General features: G+C 40.5%; 19 protein-coding genes, 1 other RNA gene and 1 pseudogene. 2 read left to right on the forward strand and 19 right to left on the reverse strand.

Annotated elements, in window-relative coordinates:
* The 17 genes and pseudogenes from B7700_RS11330 to B7700_RS07395 form a co-directional block, all read right to left on the reverse strand.
* Nucleotides 1–119 (reverse strand): annotated as a pseudogene (locus B7700_RS11330) (N-acetylmuramoyl-L-alanine amidase family protein); the annotation flags it as partial.
* A gap of 52 nt (nucleotides 120–171) precedes the next feature.
* Nucleotides 172–1,059, reverse strand: a complete 888-nt coding sequence (locus tag B7700_RS07315; RefSeq protein WP_060627601.1) for a C40 family peptidase — start codon at nucleotides 1,057–1,059, stop codon at nucleotides 172–174.
* Nucleotides 1,060–1,336: 277 nt separating this feature from the next.
* Complete coding sequence (locus tag B7700_RS07320; protein WP_084888105.1) at nucleotides 1,337–1,969, reverse strand: response regulator transcription factor; 633 nt, start codon at nucleotides 1,967–1,969, stop codon at nucleotides 1,337–1,339.
* Nucleotides 1,970–1,979: 10 nt separating this feature from the next.
* Entirely contained in the window at nucleotides 1,980–2,978 is a 999-nt protein-coding gene (locus tag B7700_RS07325; protein WP_084888107.1) for an envelope stress sensor histidine kinase LiaS, read from the reverse strand.
* Nucleotides 2,975–3,673, reverse strand: coding sequence for a cell wall-active antibiotics response protein LiaF (gene liaF / locus B7700_RS07330; protein ID WP_084888109.1), 699 nt, complete (start codon nucleotides 3,671–3,673; stop codon nucleotides 2,975–2,977). Before liaF ends, B7700_RS07325 begins: the two co-directional genes overlap by 4 nt.
* Before the next feature lie 76 nt (nucleotides 3,674–3,749).
* Nucleotides 3,750–4,760 carry a type 2 isopentenyl-diphosphate Delta-isomerase gene (fni, locus tag B7700_RS07335; protein WP_084888111.1) on the reverse strand — a complete coding sequence of 337 codons (1,011 nt, stop codon included), beginning with the start codon at nucleotides 4,758–4,760 and terminating at the stop codon, nucleotides 3,750–3,752.
* Nucleotides 4,744–5,751: a phosphomevalonate kinase gene (locus B7700_RS07340; protein WP_084888113.1), complete on the reverse strand. Its 1,008-nt coding sequence runs from the start codon at nucleotides 5,749–5,751 to the stop codon at nucleotides 4,744–4,746. Before B7700_RS07340 ends, fni begins: the two co-directional genes overlap by 17 nt.
* Nucleotides 5,738–6,691 carry a diphosphomevalonate decarboxylase gene (gene mvaD, locus B7700_RS07345; RefSeq protein WP_084888115.1) on the reverse strand — a complete coding sequence of 318 codons (954 nt, stop codon included), beginning with the start codon at nucleotides 6,689–6,691 and terminating at the stop codon, nucleotides 5,738–5,740. Before mvaD ends, B7700_RS07340 begins: the two co-directional genes overlap by 14 nt.
* Nucleotides 6,673–7,551, reverse strand: a complete 879-nt coding sequence (mvk, locus tag B7700_RS07350) for a mevalonate kinase (protein ID WP_084888117.1) — start codon at nucleotides 7,549–7,551, stop codon at nucleotides 6,673–6,675. The genes mvaD and mvk overlap by 19 nt, the downstream gene beginning before the upstream one ends.
* A 228-nt stretch (nucleotides 7,552–7,779) precedes the next feature.
* The gene (locus tag B7700_RS07360; RefSeq protein WP_049544769.1) at nucleotides 7,780–8,721 is read right to left on the reverse strand and encodes an N-acetylmuramoyl-L-alanine amidase family protein; all 942 of its coding nucleotides are present in this window, start codon (nucleotides 8,719–8,721) and stop codon (nucleotides 7,780–7,782) included.
* Nucleotides 8,722–8,820: 99 nt separating this feature from the next.
* Nucleotides 8,821–9,510 carry a response regulator transcription factor gene (locus B7700_RS07365; protein WP_024056976.1) on the reverse strand — a complete coding sequence of 230 codons (690 nt, stop codon included), beginning with the start codon at nucleotides 9,508–9,510 and terminating at the stop codon, nucleotides 8,821–8,823.
* 11 nt (nucleotides 9,511–9,521) lie between these two features.
* Nucleotides 9,522–10,946: an NADP-dependent phosphogluconate dehydrogenase gene (gndA, locus tag B7700_RS07370; RefSeq protein WP_000158778.1), complete on the reverse strand. Its 1,425-nt coding sequence runs from the start codon at nucleotides 10,944–10,946 to the stop codon at nucleotides 9,522–9,524.
* A gap of 75 nt (nucleotides 10,947–11,021) precedes the next feature.
* Nucleotides 11,022–12,440 (reverse strand): cell division site-positioning protein MapZ, encoded by a 1,419-nt coding sequence (gene mapZ / locus B7700_RS07375; RefSeq protein WP_084888119.1) that lies wholly within the window; start codon nucleotides 12,438–12,440, stop codon nucleotides 11,022–11,024.
* Nucleotides 12,441–12,452: 12 nt separating this feature from the next.
* Entirely contained in the window at nucleotides 12,453–13,610 is a 1,158-nt protein-coding gene (locus B7700_RS07380; protein WP_084888121.1) for a THUMP domain-containing class I SAM-dependent RNA methyltransferase, read from the reverse strand.
* An 85-nt stretch (nucleotides 13,611–13,695) separates the two neighbouring features.
* Nucleotides 13,696–14,076, reverse strand: an RNA gene (gene rnpB / locus B7700_RS07385) — RNase P RNA component class B.
* Nucleotides 14,077–14,096: 20 nt separating this feature from the next.
* Nucleotides 14,097–14,426 carry a cell division regulator GpsB gene (gpsB, locus tag B7700_RS07390; protein WP_060627571.1) on the reverse strand — a complete coding sequence of 110 codons (330 nt, stop codon included), beginning with the start codon at nucleotides 14,424–14,426 and terminating at the stop codon, nucleotides 14,097–14,099.
* A gap of 69 nt (nucleotides 14,427–14,495) precedes the next feature.
* Entirely contained in the window at nucleotides 14,496–15,023 is a 528-nt protein-coding gene (locus B7700_RS07395) for an SLOG family protein (protein ID WP_084888129.1), read from the reverse strand.
* 66 nt (nucleotides 15,024–15,089) lie between these two features.
* Between B7700_RS07395 and recU the strand changes: the two genes are divergently transcribed.
* On the forward strand, nucleotides 15,090–15,686 hold the full coding sequence (gene recU / locus B7700_RS07400) for a Holliday junction resolvase RecU (protein ID WP_084888131.1): 597 nt from the start codon (nucleotides 15,090–15,092) through the stop codon (nucleotides 15,684–15,686).
* Nucleotides 15,683–17,845, forward strand: a complete 2,163-nt coding sequence (pbp1a, locus tag B7700_RS07405; protein WP_084888133.1) for a penicillin-binding protein PBP1A — start codon at nucleotides 15,683–15,685, stop codon at nucleotides 17,843–17,845. Before recU ends, pbp1a begins: the two co-directional genes overlap by 4 nt.
* A 141-nt stretch (nucleotides 17,846–17,986) precedes the next feature.
* Here the strand turns inward: pbp1a and B7700_RS07410 are convergent, their stop codons facing one another.
* Together B7700_RS07410 and glf are read right to left on the reverse strand one after the other, a co-directional pair.
* Entirely contained in the window at nucleotides 17,987–19,969 is a 1,983-nt protein-coding gene (locus B7700_RS07410) for a peptide ABC transporter substrate-binding protein (protein ID WP_084888135.1), read from the reverse strand.
* 200 nt (nucleotides 19,970–20,169) lie between these two features.
* The gene (glf, locus tag B7700_RS07415) at nucleotides 20,170–21,273 is read right to left on the reverse strand and encodes a UDP-galactopyranose mutase (protein WP_084888136.1); all 1,104 of its coding nucleotides are present in this window, start codon (nucleotides 21,271–21,273) and stop codon (nucleotides 20,170–20,172) included.
* Nucleotides 21,274–21,369 lie beyond the last annotated feature (96 nt).

The raw sequence follows: 21,369 nt of genomic DNA on the forward strand, positions 1-21,369 counted from the left end.
GAAAGATTCCAGTCAGAACCATTTTTTACCCATGTATCTGCAGCCTGTGCTTGGTTGATAGATAAAAGTAGGCCAGCACCTGCAAGCAAACCAAGTGTAAGTAGTTTAGATTTTTTCATAGCCGTTTCCTCCAATTAGTAACAAATTATTTATGACATTTAAATTTTATTGTTACCAAACTCGTCTAGCTCCGTCAATAGATCCAATGTATTCATTGTTAGTTATGTTTACAAATTTTCTTACATAATTTGCGTGAACCACTTGGTTACCGCCAATATTAATTCCCACATGTTCAAGATTATTAAAGAAAATTAAATCTCCAGGTTTTTCATTACCAGTTACATCAATTCCTTGCTTAAATTGAGATCTAGTATCAGTTCCTAAGTAAATGTCAAAGTTTTTATATATGGCATGTGTAAATCCTGAGCAATCTACACCCTTATTCAAGTCTGCCCAACCCCCAACATATGGGATTTTATCTACAAATGTCTCTGCATACTCAGCAATTGCCTGACCTTTATTTTCTACGCAAACACCGTTAGATCTGAAGAAATAAGGTTTCCCATTAACTCTATTATAATCAGTTAGCATGGAACCGTCATTTGAAAGATAGTACCAATTACCATCTGGGTTAATCCACTCATTTGATTTCATCCAACCTTGATCATCAAAATAATACCATTTCTTATCTAAGAATTCCCAATGTTTAGCATACCCACCTGAAGTATATTTGAACCACCAGCGACCATCTGTTATCATCCAGGTTCCTTTATCATCTCTATTTTGATTAAATGCTATTTTTTCTTGATCGCCTTCTACTTGCGTTAATTCTCTAGGAGAAAATCCTACCAACTTAACTTGTTCTGCATCTTCAACCTTAATTTTACCTTCTTTAACAAGTTGATCAATTGCTTCTTTCTCGCTTGTATACTGTGAAGTTGTTTGTGATGTAGTCACTTTAGTGGTAGACGTTGTAGTTTCTGCATTAACTACATAAGTAGTTGATAACAAAGCTCCTGAAGTAAGTAATAAAGCTGCATAAGTAATATATTTTTTCATGACAAAAATCCTTTCTTCAAAATTCCTTAACGCTCTAGTGACCTTATTTTGATAATTTACGGAGACATGATTCTAACCTCCTTTTGGATTTTTTATATCCTTTGATAAATACTACATTACTTTAGTTATCTTTAGCTTCATTTTACTCCCCTATAAAATGAATGTCAACAAATAACATAAAACATTGTGAAAAAAATATTTTATCGTGCTAGAGGTACTTGCTCGCTTCTTTGATACTAAGCTCAGCCATTTCTCCAATATTATTCTTATATAACAATTAAAAATCTTCCTGCCCCACCAAGTGATGCTGAAAGGCATAAACTGCTGCCTGGGTGCGATCGCTGACCTCCAGCTTGGCTAGGATATTGGACACATGAGTCTTGACCGTCTTGAGAGAGATAAAAAGTTCGTCTGCGATGCGCTGATTTTCGTAGCCCTTGGCGATGAGTTGAAGCACATCTCGCTCACGCGCAGTTAAGTCCTCATGTAGTTCTATATGATTGCGGTGGTATTCGACCTTCTTACTGACCTCTTGCTCAATGGCCAGCTCCCCAGTAGCTACCTTACGAACAGCGTGCAGCAATTCATCCGCACTTGAAGTCTTGAGCATATAGCCCCTAGCACCAGCATTTAAGACAGGCATGATTTTTTCATTGTCTAAGTAAGAGGTCACAATCAAAATCTTGGCTTCAGGCCATTCTTTGAGGATGGCCAAGGTCGCGTCAATTCCATTCATCTCAGGCATGACGATATCCATGACAATGACATCTGGACGCAGTTCCAAGGCCAAGTCAATGCCTTGAGATCCGTTGGCAGCCTCACCTACAACTTCTACATCATCTTGGAGGTCAAAGTAGCTTTTCAAGCCCAATCGGACCATTTCATGGTCATCTACTAGTAAAATTTTCATCTCTACTCCTTTATAACTCATTATCTAACAGGGGAATACGGATATCAACCGCCAGACCTTGCTTGGGAGCTGTCAAGAGTTGAACCGTTCCTGCCATATCTTCGACTCGCTCCTTGATATTCCGCAGTCCATAACTCAAGTCGTCTAAACTCCCTAACTGGAAACCAATCCCATTGTCCACCACCTTCAGCTGCAATTCAAGATCCGTCTGATAGAGATAGACATCCAGACAAGAGGCCTGGGCATGGCGGAGGGTATTGCTGATCAATTCTTGCAGAATACGGAAGATATGCTCCTCGATTTTCTTAGGCAATTTAGATACATTTTGCTTAAGACTAACCTTGAGATCACTCTTGTCCTCAAGCTCTTTTAGAAGAATTTGAATCCCTTCTATCAAGCTCTTCTGTTCCAATTCAACTGGGCGCAAATGCAGGAGCAAGACTCTCAAGTCCTTCTGAGCTGTTTCTAAAATGGCTGTGACACTCTGCAACTGGGTCTGCATCTTTTCTCTATCCAGTTTCAAAGCCTGCTGGCTGACACCTGACAAAATCATGTGGGCCGCAAACAACTCCTGACTAACCGTATCGTGCAAATCCCGAGCAATCCGCTTTCGTTCTTTCTCGATGATTTCCTCTTCCTGAGTAAGACTGTGATTTTCAGCTTTTTGAAGAGCCTCTGTCAAGAGGTTAAGTTTCCCTGACAAGGACTTGAAACTGGCATCCAAATCTGGATCTGCAACCTGAACCACTTCTTGCCCTGCCAACAAACGCTTGAGATTGACCTGAATTTTTCTTAGAGAAAGCTCTTCCACACCTCGCCAAAACAGGGCTAAAAGACAGGTCATGGACAAGCTGAATACCAACAACAAAAAGACAAATTTTTCTGTTTTTTCAACATTATGCAGGAAAATAGACCAGTCAAAATCAAGAATTTCCAACAAGCTGTGGGAGAGAAATAAGACAAACAGGAAGGAGGTGAGGGCAATGATAACATAAGCTTGTTTTTTCATCCTCTGACCACCTCCACATCGCCAATCATAGTGGTCAAGAAAATCTTGACACTCTTGTTACTCTTAAGATAGTCTCTTGTTTCTTGATGATAGTGTTCATTGCGGAGGGCTCGCTTGGGCTGGTTGAAAAAAGTCAAATCACCATAGAGACAATTAACGCTGAGACTGACTTCCACATCTACAGGTACAATGATTTTGGTTGTTCCTACCATCTTTCTGAGAATAATGACATTATCATGATTGGTTAGGATGACCCTCTCCAGATGAATGGTATCCTTGCCCATGAGACGAAAGAGATTGATATCATCAAACTGGCAAGTCTGGTAGCTTGAAAAATGATGGAGATTGCCAAACCAACGATTTTTCTCCTTCTTAACCGTTACCACCTCTTCAAAAACCAAATTGGTCTGCTCTTTTTCCTGGTTCATCATCGGATAAAGAAGAAAGAGGCTGTATATGACCGCAACAAAAATAGCTAAAATCACAAAGGGGTTGAGCATGACGATGAAAAAGAAGAGAATGGTTGCCGCAACCAAAAGAAGGTTATTGCCCTCTTTACCAGTATAATAGCGAATCAAAAGTAAAAAGAGGAATAGAATCAGCAGAAAACGTGAAAAATGCTCTGACACCATCAAAATCAGAGCTCCCGTCAAAAGACAGGCTTCGATAAATAAAAAGATTTTAAATTTTCTCATAGGTTCATCCTCTCCCTTCTATTTTATCACAATTCAAAAAAGTCACCTCGGTCTGAAGATGGAAAAAAGGCGATGGTTACGCCTTTTTCATCCGTTCCTTTGCTTCTTTTAATTTTCCGTAGAGAAGATAATCTACTTTTTGTAAATCTGCTATGGTGGTACAATTAAGGGCACACATAATCAAACGCAGATCGTCTTTCCAGCCTTGGACAATGTCAATCACTTCTTCGACTGAATAGGTTTCAACCAACTCTAGAACGGTTCGTGACAATCCCACAGCCTTGGCTCCAAAGACCAAGCACTTAATCATATCCAGCGGATTCCGAACGCCACCACTGACCAAGAGTTCAACCTTGTCTTTCCAGTCTTGGGCATTGAGAAGAGCCTGCATGGTAGATTGCCCCCATTGATTAAGGTAATCACGCTGGCCACTGCGACGATTTTCGATATAAGCAAAGCTGGTGCCACCACGACCTGACAGGTCAAAGGTTCGAACGCCCAATTCATAGGCTCTCTCGATGGTCTTCACATCCATTCCAAAGCCCACTTCCTTTAGAACAATAGGAACAGGGATTTGCTTGCTATAGTCTGCCAGATGCGATTGCCAACTTCTGAACTTCCTTTCTCCCTCAGGCATGAGCAATTCCTGCATAACATTGACATGCACTTGTAAAAGTAAAGGATTCATCTCCGTCACAGTCTGCAAACCAAGTTCAACCGGCTTATCCAATCCAATATTGGTTCCAAGAAGGAGATTTGGATGATCATACTTGACAGAAAAAGAGGCATCCGTTGGATCTTTAAGGGCTGCGCTATAAGAGCCTGTTACAAACAAAATACCACAGGCTTCCGCCACCTGAGCTAATTTTTGATTAATTTCTTTACCTTTTTCACTCCCACCTGTCATGGCATTGATATAAAAAGGAAAATCCCACTTTCGACCAGCAAACTCTGTCGACAGATCGATTTCATCCAGGTCGTAAAGAGGCAAGGAAGAATGAATCAACTCCACCTCATCAAAGCTATTATAGGAACTTTTCTGCTCAAGGGCATAGCGGATGTGCTCATCCTTACGATTTGTCGTCATGTCCTATCCTTTCTTGGTATAAGAGCTCAATCCCCAGATCGGTCCAACGTTTTTTTAGGGTTTCAGTTGATTGCACATCAAAACTCAAGGCAATGCCACAGTCGCCACCACCAGCACCGCTACTCTTGGCAACAGCCTGCAAATCTTGACTAGCTTCTTTCAACTGTCTGAGCGAAGGCGTGTAAATATCTGCGCTCAAGCTTTCTAAGAGCTTACTGGCTACTTCTACTTGCTCGATAATTTTTTCTGATTCCCCCTGCTCCAAGGCTTCTACTAAAGCGGACACCGTTTCTTTTGAGGAACTTAAAAAATTCTGATTGATATTTTGCTTGATTTGCTGGACCATGTGACTCGATATAGCCACTTCCTTGGTCCATCCAACAAGGAAATCACATTCTAAAGTTGGTTTCACTTGTGAAATTGAAAAGCCCCAATCACGCTCTAAAACAGTCGACAAATTTTCTTCTTCCAACCAAGTAGCCACCTTCTGGCGATCAAATGACTGGTAAAGAACCAATTCCTCTGCCACAATACAGGCAAGGTCTCCCATAGAACCATTATCTCCTCGATTGAGCAAGACCGCGCTAGCCAGCTTGAACAAGAGTTCCTGATCAACCGTAATATCATGCAGAGCCAGCAAAGCCTTGATAACCAAGACAACGATGCTACCGCTAGAACCCAGACCAAACTTTTTCCCTTCTCTTTCCATTTTTCCTCGGATTTCCAAAGAAAAAGGTCGCAAGGTCTGCCCACGATCAGCGAGGAAGTCATTCATCAAAGCAATCGTTTCTTGAATCAAGCTATAGTCAGGATTTGGCGTCAAATCCACTGCGAAATCAAACATATCTGAATAGAGGCGGTAGCTATCAGAAAAAGCAGTCTCAGCCCTCATATAGATGGGGATAGCTTTTATCAAGGCCAACTGTCCTGGCTCTAAAATAGCATACTCACCTGCCCAATAGAGTTTTCCGCAAGTTTTAACAGCAATCATCTTGACTCAAATCCTTTGTTTTCGACACAATCAAGCGATAACGTTGACCAAAGATTTCTGAGAGGTGTACCAAGTCTTTCTCCTGACAGAGGACTTTGACATTGGGACCAGCATCCATAGTAAAGTAGCAGGCTTCTCCTTGCTTGCGAAGTTGACGGACAAAGTCCATAGCTTCATAGCTTGCATCCGTCAAATAAGAAAAGGCTGGTGATGCAGTTTTGGTCGTAGCGTGCATAGCAAGAGCGTTTTTCTCCGTTAATTCCCCAACCTTGGCAAAATCATTTTCCTTGAGATAAGCCAGCATATCCTGATAGTCCTTCTCAGACTGACGCACCCAATCATCAAAGGTCGTCGAAGTTTCCACACAAAGTTTCATACCGTCACGGCTAGAAATTGGTTTTTTCTTGTCTTCTAGCACCAACATAATCATAGCTAGTTTCAAGTCTGTCTCTACAGGGTAAATTTCTCCACTATCCTTATCCCAAGCACCTAGTGGTCCATAAAAACTCCTAGAGGAAGAGCCTGATGCAAACTTAGCCTCCTGTGCCAACTGGCTCCGAGTCAATCCAAGCTGAAAATAAGCATTACAAGCCTTGACCAAGGCAGATAAACCACTAGAACTTGATGACAAGCCAGCTGCGGTAGGCATATTATTTTGAGTATCGATACGGACAAAGCCTTCTCCAACTGGACGGTAACGGTCAATAATCTTACTCATCTTGGCATGCTCAGTCTCATTTTGTAGCTGACCGTTGATATAAAAGGCATCAGCAGTCGCATCCGTCGGTAGAGATGACAAAGTCGTCTCTGTGTACATATTTTCTAAAGTCAGAGAGATACTGCTAGTAGCAGGCACCATCTCTTTTTCTTTTTTCTTTCCCCAATATTTAATAATAGCAATATTTGCGTAGGAACGTACTGTTACAGGCTCTCTATCCATGTCTGAACAGCTCCTTTCTCTTCTAATCTTTCTGCTAGATCTTGTGCTTGTATCAAATTGTCTGCCAAGGCTATGATACAGCCTCCAAGCCCACCACCACTCATCTTGGCACCCAGAGCACCATGGCTAAGAGCCGTTTCAACCAAAGAATCTGACTCAGGACTACTAACACCAATTTCTTTTAAATGCAAATGCGCTTGACTGAGGATTTGCCCCAGTCCTTCAGCATCTTTTTGTGAAATCGCATCCTCTGCCTTCTGGGTCAATTCTCCTAAGGCATGCAAAAACGGTAGGGCATCCTTGCCCTTATTTTGAACTACTTGAATGGCTTCACGAGTATGACCATAAACGCCCGTATCTGCAATTACCAAATAAGCTGATAAATCCATCTCAAGCTCTGTAAATCCTACATTCTTAATAAAGCGAATAGGTTGGTCACTGAGACAGGTCTTAGCATCCAAACCACTTGGATTCATATGGGCAATCATCTCCGCCCGATTGACCAAGATTTCTAGTACATCATGAGGCAGATCAGCCTCATAGTAGTCAAATACCGCACGAATGGCCGCTATGCTGATAGCAGCTGACGAACCCATTCCCCGTTTTTCAGGGATAGCCGAGTCAATCTCACAGCGAATGCAAGCATCCTTGATATTTAGATGTTCAAGTGAAGCATACACCGCCATGGACAAGGTATCCTCCTCATAGAGGCGCCAAGGTCTGTCAGCAGGAACTACCTTACAAGTCACCTCCACCTCCAAAAGAGGCAGAGAAATGGCAGGATAACCGTAAACGACCGCATGCTCCCCTATTAAAATAATCTTACTATGTGCCTGACCGACACCAACTTTTTTTGTCATATTTTCCTTTTACTAGACGAAAAAGCCGTCTCATACTCAATGAAAATCAAAGAGCAAACTAGGAAGCTAGCCGCAGGCTGTACTTGAGTACGGTAAGGCGACGCTGACGTGGTTTGAATTTGATTTTCGAAGAGTATTATTTTTTCCTACAAGTATTTATTCTCTCCTATCTATTCTATTATATTTTCACAAAAAAAGCGATTGTTTCCTTCACAATCGCCTCTTTCATTATTGAACCCATTCGCCATTATAGTTGACGTAGTAGCCATCTACGGTCGTATTCACTGCCAAGGCACCTGAGCTATAAGCATAGTACCATTTACTACCGACCTGGAACCAGCCAGTTGCCATAGCTCCTGATGAACGGAGATAGTACCACTTGTTACCGAGGTATTGCCAGCCTGTTTTCATATCTCCATTTGACTGGTCTAAATAATACCAAGTTGAGCCTTCCTGATACCAACCAGTTGCCATAGCCCCTAATGAACGGAGGTAGTACCACTTATTGCCAAGTTGTTTCCAACCAGTTTGCATTGTAGCAGTTGTTGGATCTAGATAGTACCAAGTTGAGTTATCATTTGTCCAACCACGCACTAGCTCCCCAACCGTTAAACTGTTGATACGAGCATCGAAGCCACCATCCTTCTGTAAATAATACCAGTGTCCCTCATCATGAACCCAACCAGTTTTTAAAGTATGATAGCTACGCTGATCTTCAAAATAATAGACTCGTTTCTCTGCTGGACTATCATATTGTTCCCCATGATGTTTGTTGGTATTGGTAGCAGTTTTTGCCTCTAAAACTTGCTTGCCAACAAATTCTTGTAAGACACCATCTTGTCCAAAGTAGTACCATTGTGGCATTGGCATAGATTCTAATCTCAAACCATTTGGGTAAGGACCAATTGTACTACCTTTAGATGGAAACGGGATATATTGCCAGCCGACAACCATTTCTCCTGATACATGATCAAAATAATAGGTCTTGCCATCAATCACTCGCCAGGCCTTTTCTTTGATCTCACCCTTCTTATAGTAGGTTCTACCATTTTCTTGGACAAATTGCCAGCCTTCTGAATCAGCATCATCCGCCAATACTATACTTGTTGCTAGCAAACCGAAGAAAAAGACTGCTAATGCGATTGGCATCAATTTTTTTATTATTTTCATTAGACCTATCCTCCATAACTGATTGTAGCAAATACAAAATCGCATGTCAACATATAAAGAACTCATATAAAAAGCAGTTCCAAAACTGCAACTGCTTTTCTATTCTTGCATGGTGTAACCGACACCACGCACGGTTTTAATGTAGCTTTTTTGACCTTTTACATCAAGCTTGCTACGTAGATAACGGATATAGACATCCACGATATTTGTTTCGGTCGCACTTTCATACTTCCAGACGCTTTCCAACAACTGCTCACGAGTCAGAACTTTCTTGCTCCCCATAAGAGTAGCCAAAAGGTCATACTCACGGCGCGTCAGAGCAATCATTTCCTCGCCACGATAAACGGTATGATGTTCTACATCCATACGCAGATTGCGGTAAGACGTTGGAACCTTCATCTGACTACAGTGTTGGTCGATAAAGTCCCGACCTCGGAAAATCGCTGAAATACGATCCACCAGATTCTCAATAATAACCGGCTTATAGATGTAAGAAACGGCAAAGTGTTGGATTGTCTCAATCTGATCTTGCAATTCTTCGCGATGGTCCAAGACCATAATCACTGAGGCTGGCTTAGTCCGACTTAGCTTATCTGCAAAATCCTGGGCTGTCATATCCCCAAGTTGAGCATTCAATAAAATCAAGTCATAGTCTGTCTGAAGAGCCATGGAGAGGGCTTTTTGCCCCTCCTCAACCTGATCAACTCGGTATTGCTCTTTTTGGAGTTCCAAACTTAAAAAATGAGCTAGATTTCTTTCTTTCTCAAGTAATAAAATCCGTTTCCCCATGGCAGACCTACTTATTTTTCGTCATACCAAGAGTAGTGGAATGTTCCTTCTTTGTCTTTACGTTGGTAAGTGTGGGCACCAAAGTAGTCACGTTGCGCTTGGATCAAGTTAGCTGGAAGGTCAGCTGAACGGTAGCTATCAAAGTAAGTAATCGCTGCTGAGAAAGTTGGCACTGGCACACCAGCTTGAACAGCAAGAGCTACGATATCACGCACTGCTTGTTGGTACTTAGCAGTAACATCCAAGAAGTACTCATCCAAAAGAAGGTTAGCAAGGTCTGCATCACGGTTGTAAGCATCTGTAATCTTTTGCAAGAAACGAGAACGGATGATACAGCCATCACGCCAGATAGATGCGATATCTGCAAATGGCAAATTCCAGTTGTTTTCTTTAGAAGCTACACGCAATTGCGCAAAACCTTGTGCGTATGAAATGATTTTTGAGAAGTAAAGGGCTTGACGAATCTTTTCAATCAACTCAGCCTTGTCTCCTTCAAATTTGAAGGCAGCTGGTTTTGGAAGAACCTTGCTAGCATGTACACGTTCTTCTTTGTAAGTTGAAATGTAACGTGCAAATACTGACTCAGTGATGAGTGACAATGGCACACCAAGGTCAAGTGATGATTGACTAGTCCATTTACCAGTTCCCTTGTTACCTGCAGCATCAAGGATGTAGTCTACGATTGGTCCATCTTGGCCTTCATCGTCTTTACGGCTCAAGATATCAGCTGTGATTTCGATCAAGTAGCTGTCCAATTCACCCTTATTCCACTCAGTAAAGATTTCAGCCATATCTTCTGCAGAAAGGCCTAACAAGTGTTGCATCAAGTCATAGCTTTCTGCGATCAATTGCATATCACCATACTCGATACCGTTGTGAACCATTTTCACATAGTGACCAGCTCCATCAGGACCGATGTAAGTCACACATGGTTTGCCATCTTCTGGTGCTTTAGCTGAGATTTCTTCAAGAACATCCGCAACCAATTCGTAGGCCTCTTTTTGTCCACCAGGCATGATAGACGGACCTTCAAGGGCACCTTTTTCACCACCAGAAACTCCAGTACCGATAAAGTTGATACCTGAGTTTGCCAATTCTTCATTACGACGGATTGTATCTTTGTAGAAAGTGTTTCCACCATCAATCAAGATATCACCCTTGTCAAGGTGTGGAAGAAGGGCTTGGATAGTAGCATCTGTACCAGGTCCAGCTTGAACCATGAGCATGATACGACGAGGTTTTTCGATTGAGTTCACAAAACTTTCCACGTCATAGCTTGGCACAAAGTTCTTTTCAGGATGGCAAGCAATTACATCTTCAGTTTTTTCTTTACTACGGTTGTAAATAGCAACTGTGTAACCACGAGATTCAATATTAAGGGCAAGGTTACGACCCATTACGGCCATACCTACGACACCAAAGTTAGCTTTTGTCATTTGACACTCCTCTTGTTTAATTTGTTTTATTTTATCATTTTTACTTTTGAAAAGAAAGAATTTTGTAACGACTGCTTAGTAGTCCAAAGCATCCGCATGTCCAGAACCATTTCCAACAAAGTATCCTGTCTTACAGTTAAGGGTAAAGAGATAGGTTCCATCTGGCTTGTAGAGGTTGTAATAACCATTGCCATTAACGATATTGACACGTTCAAGGATGTATTGGTTACCAGTGATATAACCACGTGAGCGTGAAGTCGCTAAAATTTGTTCCAAAACACCATCCGCGAAATCCCAGGCAGAATTATTGCTATCATCAATAGCAGATTGATTGTAGGCAACACGACTAGCACTTCTTTGAACAGAAACACCCGCACTTGATAGACCCATATTGACTTCACTATGAGAACTTCTAGTTTCATTTGATGCCGTATTTGAACTACTTGGTTTTGTCTCACTAGTCGTATTTTCACTTGCTTGGCGAGAACTTGAGCTGCTAGTTTCACTTGAACTTGAGCTTGAAGCACTTGTTTGCTGGCTCTTACCAAGGCTGATAGCCTTATCTAGAACTTTATCAAGTTCTGTATTTCCAGTTTTAATATCCGTAAATTTAGCATCCGATTTGGCTTTGGCATTGGTATCCAAAACACCATCAACAATAGCTGGTTTTTCAAATTGTGCATTGACATCTTGAATGGCCTTGATTTGAGTTGCTAGACTATCATACTTCGATTTGGCAAGGGTATGTTCGCGACTACCTTCTAGCTTATCAAGCAAAGTTTTAAGTTGGCTCAGTTTATCAAACTGGCTATTTTTCAAAGCCGTTTTGTTGCTATCTGTATAGAAGGCATCGTATTGACTATTGAAATCTTCTAAAATCGGCTGAATATTCTGCTCACTAGACGATGATTGAGAAGTTTGAATTTCCTTTGTTGAGCGATTCACTTGACGGTAAACATAATAACCAGTTCCAAGGATAAGAACCACTAAGGCTGCTAGAATACCGTACAGCACCCATTTCTTCTTACTGTTTCCATCTTCACTATCTGTAACTCGAGAACGTGTGAAGGCCTCTTCCGCTCCAACTAATTGTACCTCTTCCGCCTCAAATTCTTCAACAAGAGGAGCTTCTGAAACTCGTGTTAATTCTAAATCATCAAACTGATTCAATTCATCTTCTGGATCTGGAGAAGTTACTCCTGTTTCCTCACGAAGCTCTTGAAGCAAATTATCCAGAGTCTGAGTCTCCTCTACCTCTTCTTTTTCAACTAAATCATCCTTGCTAAACTGACGCGTTTCAAACTTATCTGCCTCAATTTCATCTTTGTGTTGCTTGACATACTTGTCCAAAATGGAATCTTCAGGCAAGACTCCTGCTTCCACTTCTTCATTTTTACGAATAGCTTGACCAACTGTTAACTCTTTTGCTTCATCAAAATCAAATCGCGGTTCTTGGTTTTCTTTTTTATGACGATTCCGTCTTTTCTTACTCATGAGTTTTCCTTCCTACTTTACTTCCTGACGTTTAACACGCTGACCAAAATATTGATACAAATCAACTTTTAAAGTTCCGTTGTACAACTTCCGTTTCTTATCCGCCTGACTACCGTACTTGGTCTCAAAGGCTTCATCACTAGTTAGAATAAACTTGCTCCACGTTTTCAGAGGAGCAAATACTTGACCCATCTCAGCATAAAGCTTGGTAACCCCTGCATCATCTGACAAGCGTTCACCATAAGGTGGGTTAGAGATAATCACTCCATTTATTTTATCAGAACGCAAATCCTGCACGCGCATCTGCTTAAAAGTAATATCCCCTGCAACACCTGCTGCCTGAGCATTGGCCTTAGCAATTTCCACCATGCGTGCATCAATGTCACAGCCCATGATATCCAGTTCCAGTTCACGATCCACTTTCTTAGACGCTTCTGTACGCACTTCTTGAATCAAGCGATCACTAATCCAGTTCCATTCCTCAAAGGCAAAGGAGCGACGAAGACCAGGAGCCATCTTCCTAGCAATCATAACTGCCTCGATACAGAAAGTTCCTGAACCACAGGTTGGATCAATCAAGGGCTTGTCTGGATACCAGTTAGAGAGCTGCAAAATGGCTGCCGCCATATTTTCCTTGATAGGAGCACCACCCTTTTCGGTACGATAGCCACGTTTAAAGAGACTGGAGCCTGTCGTATCAATCATGACAGTTGCTATGTCTTTCAGAATAGAAACCTCAATCTTAAACTCAGGACCATTCTCCATCAGAGGAATACCTTCTGGGCGGGCGTAGTGTTTCTGCAATTTCTTGACAACGGCCTTCTTTGAAATAGCCTGAACACTGGGTTCATTGTGTAATTTAGATTTCACACATTTAGCTTTTGAAATTGGGAACCGAGCTCCAAGCGGTAAATAATTTTCCCAATCTAAGGCGAAAACTCCTTGAAAGAGCTCCTCAAAAGTCTTAGCTGGAAAAGTTCCTACGATAATCTTGATACGGTCTGCTGCCCGAAGCCAGAGGTTGGTTTCGATAATGGCTCTCACGTCTCCTTGAAAACGAACACGTCCATTTTCAACCTGACAATCGTAGCCCAACTCTCGCACCTCACGACCAACGACAGCCTCAAGACCCGCTGCAGCAGTAGCGATTAAATTAAATTCTTTTTTCATGTTACAGTCTTATAAGACCTTTCTATATGTCCACTTTAAAAAATGAGGTTGAGAAAGTTTTCTCAGCCCCAACCTATATGCAATTTTCTATAAGCCATGTTTTGTTCCAGAAGTGACTAGGACCACTTCCTTCGATAATCATCTGTCTACCACTAACAGCTCTAGCTGATAGCAGTCAGAATACTACGTTCGTTTCCGCGTACTCCATGCCCCGACCAAAATTTGGGTTGCTAGCTTGAGGGGTTTACCGCGTTCCACTCTCTCCGTTTCCAGAAAGACTCCGTCACTGTGGCACTTTCAAGCCTACTCTGGCCTATCCAAGGACTTAGCCATTTCAACTGCCGTAACGATTTCTCGTCCCTAGGCTTATGGTTTCGCCTAGCACAAACACTACAGGCATCACAGCCTGTGCTAGCATGGACTTTCCTCATGAGAAGCAACTCTCCTCACGCGATTATCCAAAAATTGCACACCTCAAATCACTACTTAGAAATCTGAGTTATCTAAAATTTGTTTACCAAACACTTCTTTTTCAAGACGATTCAAGCGTTTCAAAATATCAAAATTCGTCATAGAACTTGTAGTTGTCGCTTCAATAGGTTCTGCTTGAACTGGTGAAGGTTTCGGTTTACGAGCTAATTCTTCCTTCAAATCCGCAATTTCCTGACGAAGTGACTTGACCAAGGCAGCATAGGTTTCATAGTCCTTAATGACATCGTCTAAAAACTCATCAACTTCTACTTTACTATAGCCTCGGACTTCACGCCCAAACTCTTGTTCAAAAATATCTTTCGCTGAAAAAATAATACTTGCCATGTCTCTCTCCATTCTCGCTTGCTAGTATTATTATATAAAAAAAGCCAAACAAAAATCAAGGTCAAAGGCTTACTTTTCAGAAAAATTTTCTACTAGCTCATTTAAGTCTTCAAACGTTAACCTTTTTATGCGATAACCTTCCTGATTTTTCATCAAATTGTCTATAAATTTTAATTTGGTCTCATTTTCTGGATCATAGAAAAAATAAGCTAAGTCAGTATTTTCCAGCAAAAATCGTTGGTAATCTCGTAGTTGCCCCATATGTTCATATTTGGGATAGGCATATTTGACAAAGTCTACCTGCTTAAAGCGACTCAGTTTAAGCTGATTGGCTTCATTCCAATTTTCCCCGTGCGTTTCAAAATCAAAAATGGTGGCCAACTGGAAACCGTATTCGGTCTTCATTTCCTGAGCAACCTCTAAAACCCAATATTCAAAGCCCAAAGTCCCTGTAAATACAAGCCAAGTCATCCCATCTTCTGCCATAGCTTCTAAATCCCTACGTATTGCTTTTTTAATCAATTTAATACGAGGATCCTTGTCAGAAAACAAACCCAAATCAAAAGCAGAATAGCCTAAAACCAAAGCTGTAGTCATTTTTAACCCTTTCTGTGCAAATTTATGATATAATAGAGTGATGTTATTGTACCAATAAGGAGAAATATGGTCAACTACCCTCATAAAATTTCATCAAAAAAAAGCCAAACATCCATTTCTCAACCAAAAAATTTCGCAAATCGAGGAATGACTTTTGAAAAGATGATCAACGCTACCAACGACTACTATCTGACGCATGGCATGGCCGTTATCCATAAAAAGCCGACGCCTGTTCAAATTGTCCGAGTAGACTATCCTCAACGTAGTCGAGCCAAAATTGTAGAAGCCTATTTTAGACAAGCTTCCACAACAGATTACTCTGGCGTGTATAGAGGACATTACATTGACTTTGAAGCCAAGGAAACGCGACAAAAAAATGCCATCCCAATGAAGAATTTCCATCTTCACCAGATTCAACATATGGAACAAGTTCTAGAACAAAAGGGCATTTGCTTCGTACTGCTTCATTTTTCTTCTCAACAAGAAACTTATTTATTGCCGGCATTTGATTTGATTCGCTTTTATCATCAAGATAAGGGTCAAAAATCAATGCCACTTGGATATATTCAAGAATACGGATATTTAGTAAAGCAAGGAGCTTTCCCTCAAATTCCCTATCTCGATATTATCAAAGAACATTTACTAGGTGGTAAAACAAGATGAATAAACAAACTATTCTGCGATTCTTAAAGTATATTGGAATTACATTCCTTACCTTATTTATCGCATTATTTCTATTAGGTGGTGGTGTCTTCCTCTACTTTGTTAGCAAGGCTCCAGCCTTATCTGAAAGTAAATTAGTTGCGACAACTTCTAGCAAGATTTATGACAACAAAAACGAACTGATTGCTGACCTTGGATCTGAACGTCGCGTAAATGCTCAAGCAAATGAAATTCCTACTGACTTAGTCAAGGCAATTGTGTCTATCGAAGACCACCGTTTCTTTGACCATAGAGGTGTTGATACTATTCGTATCATGGGGGCAGCATTAAGAAATCTACAAGGAGGAGGTCTACAAGGTGCCTCAACCTTGACACAACAATTAATTAAATTGACTTATTTTTCTACTTCAACTGCTGATCAAACCTTGTCACGTAAAGCTCAAGAAGCTTGGCTAGCCGTTCAACTAGAGCAAAAAGCAACCAAGCAAGAAATCCTGACCTATTACATCAATAAAGTCTACATGTCCAACGGTAACTATGGAATGCAAACCGCAGCCCAAAATTACTATGGAAAAGACTTGAAGGACTTAAGCTTGCCACAGTTAGCACTCTTGGCTGGAATGCCTCAAGCTCCAAACCAATATGATCCTTATTCCCATCCAGAAGCTGCTCTAGAGCGTCGTAACTTGGTACTTTCAGAAATGAAAGGGCAAAAATACATTAGTGCAGAAGATTATGAAAAAGCTATTAATACTCCCGTCACTGACGGTCTCCAAAGTTTGAAGTCAGCCAATAGTTATCCAGCTTATATGGACAACTACCTCAAAGAAGTAATCGACCAAGTTGAACAAGAAACTGGTTACAACCTTCTTACTACAGGTATGGAAGTCTATACTAATGTCGACAAAGATGTTCAGCAGCGACTTTGGGATGTTTATAACACAGATGAGTATGTCGCTTATCCAGATGATGAACTTCAAGTAGCTTCTACTATCGTTGATGTAACAAATGGTAAAGTCATTGCTCAGTTAGGTGCCCGTCACCAATCAAGTAATGTATCTTTCGGAATCAACCAAGCCGTTGAAACCAACCGTGACTGGGGTTCTACTATGAAACCAATCACTGACTATGCTCCCGCTTTAGAATATGGAGTCTATGACTCTACTGCAACTATAGTACATGATGTTCCTTATAACTATCCAGGTACTGATACTCCCGTCTACAACTGGGATAAAGGCTACTTTGGAAACATTACAATCCAGTATGCACTTCAACAGTCACGTAATGTCACAGCCGTTGAAACTTTGAATAAGGTCGGTCTAGATAGAGCTAAAACTTTCCTAAATGGCTTAGGTATCAATTATCCAAGCATCCACTATGCAAACGCCATTTCAAGTAATACAACTGAATCTAACAAACAATACGGTGCAAGCAGTGAAAAAATGGCTGCTGCTTATGCTGCCTTTGCCAACGGTGGAATTTACCACAAACCCATGTATATCAATAAGGTCGTCTTCAGTGACGGTAGTGAAAAAGAATTTTCAGATGCTGGTACACGAGCTATGAAAGAAACAACTGCTTACATGATGACCGAAATGATGAAAACCGTCTTGGCATACGGAACTGGTCGTGGAGCCTATCTCCCATGGTTAGCGCAAGCTGGTAAGACAGGTACTTCTAACTACACAGATGATGAAATTGAGAAACACATCAAGAACACTGGCTATGTAGCTCCAGATGAAATGTTTGTTGGTTATACTCGTAAGTATTCTATGGCTGTATGGACAGGTTATTCGAATCGTTTAACTCCTATCGTTGGAGATGGTTTCCTAGTTGCAGCTAAAGTTTATCGCTCAATGATAACGTATCTATCAGAAGATACTCATCCAGAAGACTGGACGATGCCAGACGGACTTTTCAGAAACGGGGAATTTGTATTCAAAAATGGAGCTCGCCCAATATGGACTGAATCCTCTACTCAACAATCCTCAACAGCTGAAAGTTCAACTACACAGGCAAGTACTACGGTTGGTCAACAACCCAATAATGCTCCAGCAACTGATCCTAATCAAGGACAAGCTGGTCAGGCTGTTCAGCCGACACAACCAGTACAACCAACACCACAAAATCCACAAGTTCAACAGCAACCACAACAGTAAGATAAAAGAAAATTCTGAGAATAAAGGCTCAGGATTTTTTCTTCAACAAAATAGGATCTATCATATCTAAAAGCGATGATCGGCACCAATTCATTTTCGATAAACCAAAAGAAGTTAGCGAACAACTAACTTCTTTTTATCTTATTTCACATGTTTTGCGAGCTCTTCTTGCGCTTTTTTATTGGACTCTTCTTTTTCTTTCATCCATTTATCTTGGGCTTTTTGGTATTCATCTGCAGTGACTGCCTTGTCTTGAAGTTCAAGGTATTTATACAAGAGAGGTTCACTTGTCCCTTTGTTTCCTGACAATGCAAACGGTATTGTAAATGGTACCATCTTAGACAAGATTGGACGCCCTGTACGAGATGTAGTTGGAATAATCAAAGCACTATCTGTCAACCAAGCTTGAGCTGCAGCGTATTTATCATAGCGTTTAGAAACATCTGTAGCCTCATCACCAGCTTCAGTAACCAATTTTTCGTAGTCATATAGACCTACTTTTTTAGCAGCTACATTATCTTTTCCTGAGTCAAATCCTAAATATGTTTTAGTACTTTCCCCTACAGATGGTTTGATAATATCAAGGTAGGTTGATGGATCGGCAAAGTCTGGACCCCAACCGACATTATCTGATAAATCCCAGTCTTCGCCAGCAGCATTTTCAGCAAAGTATGTAATATTGTTTACTTCGTCTTTTTGTAGTTGTTGAATATCAACGACTACATTATCCGCTCCCAGATTCGCTTCTAGTGATTGTTTGAAGGATTGCACGCGTTGAACTTTTGTTGTATTGGTTTGATCAACTGGCATATCTAAATGAATTGGGAATTGGACTCCTTCTGCTTGTAAGGCTGATTTAGCTTTAGCAAATTCAGCCTTGGCTTTTTCTGGATTGTAAAGGCCATCCTGAGAATCTGCAAGATTGACATCCTTCCATTCATCCCCATAAGTGACCAATTTCTCTTTGACCATATCGCCAAAGTTTTTACCATCTGCTTGGACAAACGTTGGTGGAACAAAGAGATTACGCAAGATTTTGCTTGCACCACTAGCACCGTTCACTTGTGAAGCATAGGCCGTACGATCAAAACCAAAGGCAATAGCCTGACGGAAATCCTTGTTTAAGAGAGCCTTTTTAGTCGATGCCTTTTGTTCGTCGCTGGTCTTAGATGTGTATTTATAAGACTGGCGGTCAATATTTGTACCAACTAGATACGTAACAGAGTCTTGTTGAGTATAGACAATATTGTCTTTCATCTCTTTTTCAAGTTCTGCAAAACTTGCACTTGTTGGATAGAGACGAGCTGCTGTAAGGCTACCATCTTTAAAGTTTTCTGCAGGTTTACTAGTATCTTGACCATCCCAGAATGACAATTTAACTTTGTCAATATGCACATTGTCTTTATCCCAGTAGTTAGGATTTTTCGCAAATTCAACAGAAGATTTGGTCACAATGGATTTCAACAAATAAGGACCATTATACAAGAGACTACCTGGATCCGTAGCTTTGGCAAAATCATCCCCTTTTGAATTCAAAAACTCTTCATTGACTGGCGCAAGAACACCCATGGTCGTTTTAGAATTCCAAAAACTTTCAGGTTTGTTCAACGTGTATTGGACTGTTTGATCGTCAAGCGCTTTAATCCCGACTTGAGCAAAATCTGTGATTTCACCTTTTGCATAGGCATCCAGACCTTTGATTGAATCCTGTACCAAGTAAAGGGCTTCTGCTTTCTTATCTGTTGCATATTTAAGACCTGTCACAAAGTCCTGAGCCTTAACAGGAGCATATTCTTCCCCTTCAGATGTATACCACTTGGCATCCTGACGAATCTTATAAGTATAAGTCAAGCCATCTTTAGAAACCGACCAGTCTTCTGCCAATGAAGGAATAAGGTTCCCGTATTTATCATTTTCAAGCAATCCATCAATCACATTACTAGTAATGTCGGCAGTTGCTGCCTTACCAGTTGTCAAATAGTTGAGATTATCTGGATGTGTCTCGTATGTAAATGCAAAGGTCTGCTCACCTTTTTTAGTAGCTGAACCACCAGCACAGGCAGCTAAGACACCTGCTGCTAATAAAGTTACTCCCGCAAGAGCCAATACTTTCCTTGTTTTCATAGTATTCTCCTTTATTTTTTTATTCATTATAGCCCCTTTTTCAACTCCTGTCAATACAATTTTCTGAATTTTTGAAAATTATTTTTTAAACAATAGGTTTGCAAAAATATGAATAATATCAAAAATACCTCAACTACATTAGGTAGTCAAGGAATTATCAATCACATTTCTAAATAGCAACTGGTAATAGTTCTAGGTGTTTAATCTAACTCATTTCTTACACACTGTAAAGCTGCTCCAATTACTTGGTGCATATCGTAATAACGATAGTGTCCTAAACGACCACCAAAGATAACATTCCCTTGCTCATCAGCCAATTTTTTATATGATTTATACAAATGATTATTACGATCATTATTAACTGGATAATAAGGCTCATCACCTTTTTCCCATGTTTTAGAATGTTCCTTAGTAACGATAGTCTTTTCTTGATTCCCAAACTCAAAATGTTTGTGTTCAATAATACGTGTATATGGAGTTTCTGCATCTGTATAGTTCACAACTGCATTTCCTTGGTAATTTTCCATATCCAAGGTCTCATTTTCAAAACGAAGACTACGATACTCTAGTTCACCCAACTTATAGTCAAAGAATTCATCAATCATACCAGTAAAGACGATCTTAGGGAAGTCCTTCATATATTGTTCTTTATTGGCAAAGAAATCAACATTTGTTTCTACATCAATGTTTTCATGATCCAACATTTTTTCAACTATTTGAGTGTAACCACCAATTGGAATCCCTTGATAGGTATCATTAAAATAGTTGTTATCGTAGGTCAGGCGTACTGGCAAACGGCGAATGATAAAGGCTGGAAGTTCTGTAGTTGGCTTGCCCCACTGTTTCTCTGTATAGTCTTTGATTAATTTTTCGTAGATGTCTGTACCTACAAGAGAAATAGCCTGTTCTTCCAAATTTTCAGGAGTTTTGCCATTTAAAACAGCACGTTGCTCATCAATCTTAGCCTGTGCTTCTGCTGGCGTCACAACTCCCCAAAGTTTATTGAAGGTATTCATATTAAAAGGAAGATTATAAATCTCTCCCTTATAATTTGCAACTGGAGAGTTTGTGTAACGGTTAAACTCTGCAAACTGATTTACATAATCCCAAATCTCCTTATCAGAAGTATGGAAGATATGAGCTCCATATTGATGAACTTGAATTCCTTCCTCTTCACGAGTATAGATATTACCCGCGATATGATCTCGTTTTTCAATGACTTTTACTTTTTTTCCTTTTAAAGCTGCTTCATGGGCAAATACTGCACCAAAAAGACCAGCACCAACGACAAGATAATCGTACATTTTAAGCTCCTTTATTTTTTAACAAACTGTTGTAGCAATTGTACAAGATTGATTGCTTTAATAGATGATACAATTGCATATTTTACATCTTAAATC

The sequence above is a fragment of the Streptococcus mitis genome (genome assembly GCF_002096755.1).
Classification (GTDB): domain Bacteria; phylum Bacillota; class Bacilli; order Lactobacillales; family Streptococcaceae; genus Streptococcus; species Streptococcus mitis_AC.